Origin of the sequence: Paenarthrobacter sp. NCHU4564 (assembly GCF_052156435.1) — a bacterium.
Taxonomy (GTDB): Bacteria; Actinomycetota; Actinomycetes; order Actinomycetales; family Micrococcaceae; genus Arthrobacter.
In genome coordinates this window covers 1-3,689 of sequence record NZ_JBQLIS010000045.1, presented here as the reverse complement: position 1 = coordinate 3,689, position 3,689 = coordinate 1, and the positions used below count along the sequence as shown (strand labels likewise).

1 rRNA gene is annotated in these 3,689 nt (G+C 55.6%); it reads right to left on the bottom strand.

Features of this window, described 5'->3' with window-relative positions:
• Positions 1-76 precede the first annotated feature (76 nt).
• A 23S ribosomal RNA gene (locus ACSVIE_RS20995) occupies positions 77-3,224 on the bottom strand.
• Positions 3,225-3,689 lie beyond the last annotated feature (465 nt).

Here is a 3,689-nt window from a genome sequence, read left to right as displayed (position 1 = left end):
TATTTGGTTGTGGTTGGTTTTCCTGAACGGGTTGTTGTTCGGGAACCACATAGTGGACGCGTGCATGCAAGTGTGTGTGGTGTTAGTTGTTGGCCTATTAGTACCGGTCAGCTTCACGAGTCTTTGGTCCTCGCTTCCACGTCCGGCCTATCAACCCAGTGGTCTGGCTGGGGGCCTCTCACACGCTAGGTGTGTGGAAATCTCATCTTGAAGCGAGCTTCCCGCTTAGATGCTTTCAGCGGTTATCCCATCCGAACGTAGCTAATCAGCGGTGCACTTGGCAGTACAACTGACACACCAGAGGTTCGTCCGTCCCGGTCCTCTCGTACTAAGGACAGCCCTTCTCAAATTTCCTGCGCGCGCAGCGGATAGGGACCGAACTGTCTCACGACGTTCTAAACCCAGCTCGCGTACCGCTTTAATGGGCGAACAGCCCAACCCTTGGGACCTACTCCAGCCCCAGGATGCGACGAGCCGACATCGAGGTGCCAAACCATGCCGTCGATATGGACTCTTGGGCAAGATCAGCCTGTTATCCCCGAGGTACCTTTTATCCGTTGAGCGACGGCCATTCCACAATGTACCGCCGGATCACTAGTCCCGACTTTCGTCCCTGCTTGAGATGTCTCTCTCACAGTCAAGCTCCCTTGTGCACTTACACTCGACACCTGATTGCCAACCAGGCTGAGGGAACCTTTGGGCGCCTCCGTTACTCTTTAGGAGGCAACCGCCCCAGTTAAACTACCCATCAGGCACTGTCCCTGACCCGGATCACGGGCCGAAGTTAGATGTCCAAAGTGACCAGAGTGGTATTTCAACGATGACTCCACCCGAACTGGCGTCCGGGCTTCAACGTCTCCCACCTATCCTACACAAGCCACTCCGAACACCAATACCAAACTATAGTAAAGGTCTCGGGGTCTTTCCGTCCTGCTGCGCGTAACGAGCATCTTTACTCGTACTGCAATTTCGCCGAGTTTATGGTTGAGACAGCGGGGAAGTCGTTACTCCATTCGTGCAGGTCGGAACTTACCCGACAAGGAATTTCGCTACCTTAGGATGGTTATAGTTACCACCGCCGTTTACTGGGGCTTAAATTCTCAGCTTCGCCACGCGAGGTGGCTAACCGGTCCTCTTAACCTTCCAGCACCGGGCAGGAGTCAGTCCGTATACATCGTCTTGCGACTTCGCACGGACCTGTGTTTTTAGTAAACAGTCGCTTCCCCCTGGTCTCTGCGGCCCACACCCGCTCCACAACGCAAGGTCGTTTCACGGGGCAGGCCCCCCTTCTCCCGAAGTTACGGGGGCATTTTGCCGAGTTCCTTAACCATAATTCTCTCGATCGCCTTGGTATTCTCTACCTGATCACCTGTGTCGGTTTGGGGTACGGGCAGCTAAAACCTCGCGTCGATGCTTTTCTAGGCAGCATAGGATCACCGGATCCCCCCGAACGGGGGTCCCATCAGATCTCAGGAGCGTGCTCGAAGCACACAGGAACGGATTTGCCTATCCCTGACCCTACATCCTTGGACCGGGGCTACCATCGCCCGGCCCGGCTACCTTCCTGCGTCACACCTGTTAATACGCTTACCTCCCGGGATCAGGTCCCAGCCACCACCACAACCATCACACCACAAGTGGTGATCCGGGCAGGGTGGGGGGTGGTTAGTATCCCCCGCTCAGTATTGGCGGTTTTTCGCCGGTACGGGAATATCAACCCGTTGTCCATCGACTACGCCTGTCGGCCTCGCCTTAGGTCCCGACTTACCCAGGGCAGATTAGCTTGACCCTGGAACCCTTGATCATTCGGCGGACGGGTTTCCCACCCGTCTTTCGCTACTCATGCCTGCATTCTCACTCGTGTAGGCTCCACCGCTGGTTTCCACCGCGACTTCACCGCCCACACGACGCTCCCCTACCCATCCACACCCCTGAACCACGAAGGCTCGGGTCTATGCGTGAATGCCACAACTTCGGCGGTGTACTTGAGCCCCGCTACATTGTCGGCGCGGAATCACTTGACCAGTGAGCTATTACGCACTCTTTCAAGGATGGCTGCTTCTAAGCCAACCTCCTGGTTGTCTAAGCAACTCCACATCCTTTCCCACTTAGCACACGCTTAGGGGCCTTAGTTGGTGGTCTGGGCTGTTTCCCTCTCGACTATGAAGCTTATCCCCCACAGTCTCACTGCTGCGCTCTGACTTACCGGCATTCGGAGTTTGGCTGACGTCAGTAACCTTGTAGGGCCCATCGGCCATCCAGTAGCTCTACCTCCGGCAAGAAACACGCAACGCTGCACCTAAATGCATTTCGGGGAGAACCAGCTATCACGGAGTTTGATTGGCCTTTCACCCCTACCCACAGCTCATCCCCTCCATTTTCAACTGAAGTGGGTTCGGTCCTCCACGACGTCTTACCGTCGCTTCAACCTGGCCATGGGTAGATCACTCCGCTTCGGGTCTAGATCACGCCACTCAAACGCCCTGTTCAGACTCGCTTTCGCTACGGCTGCCCCACACGGGTTAACCTCGCGACGTAACACTAACTCGCAGGCTCATTCTTCAAAAGGCACGCCATCACAACAACAAGGCTGCTCTGACGGATTGTAAGCACACGGTTTCAGGTACTGTTTCACTCCCCTCCCGGGGTACTTTTCACCTTTCCCTCACGGTACTGGTCCGCTATCGGTCATCAGGAAGTATTTAGGCTTATCAGGTGGTCCTGACAGATTCACACGGGATTTCTCGGGCCCCGTGCTACTTGGGATCCTCACCAAAGGCGGTGCACAACATTACGGTTACGGGACTCACACCCTCTCTGGCCGGCCTTTCAAGACCGTTCACCTATACCTGCACTCTCACCCCACCGGTCCGGCAGAACCAGTACAGCAAGTCCCACAACCCCGCCCACGCAACGCCCGCCGGCTATCACACATGGGTCGGTTTAGCCTCATCCGCGTTCGCTCGCCACTACTAACGGAATCACTCTTGTTTTCTCTTCCTACGGGTACTGAGATGTTTCACTTCCCCGCGTTCCCCCCACGCACCCTATGAGTTCAGGTACGGGTCACACAATCACCTCACAGCGTTGTGCGGGGTTTCCCCATTCGGACATCCTGGGATCACCGCTCGGTTATCAACTCCCCCAGGCTTATCGCAGATTCCTACGTCCTTCTTCGGCTCCTGATGCCAAGGCATCCACCGTGCGCCCTTAAAAACTAGACCACACACACCAAACCCCCTCAAGGGGCCTGGCTGATGCTTGAATCCATTCGAGAGAACCACAGGAAAACCACCACCCACCCAACAGGCAGGCAGCAGTCCCAGGTTCTAAATCAAAGAAATTGCTACGAACACACACACCCAACAGGTGCATGCGTCCAGATGCTCGCGTCCACTATGTAGTTCTCAAACAACAACCCCAACAACCACCCCCACCACACCACCCCCACAAAAAAGAGGGGTACCCGTGTGACAAGGAAACGGCCGCAGGAAAACAAAGAAACACCAGAAACGTGTCTCCCCGCAAAAAGCTGCGTGAAGGTCCTGTTGCCTCAGGACCCAACAGTGCGCCAAACACAACCCCCACCACCAACACCCCGGCACCTTCCAAACAACCCCACCACAAAAGGACAGGACCGCCGTACTAACACCAGAACACCAGCAGCAAAAACCATGCCACCACAAAAA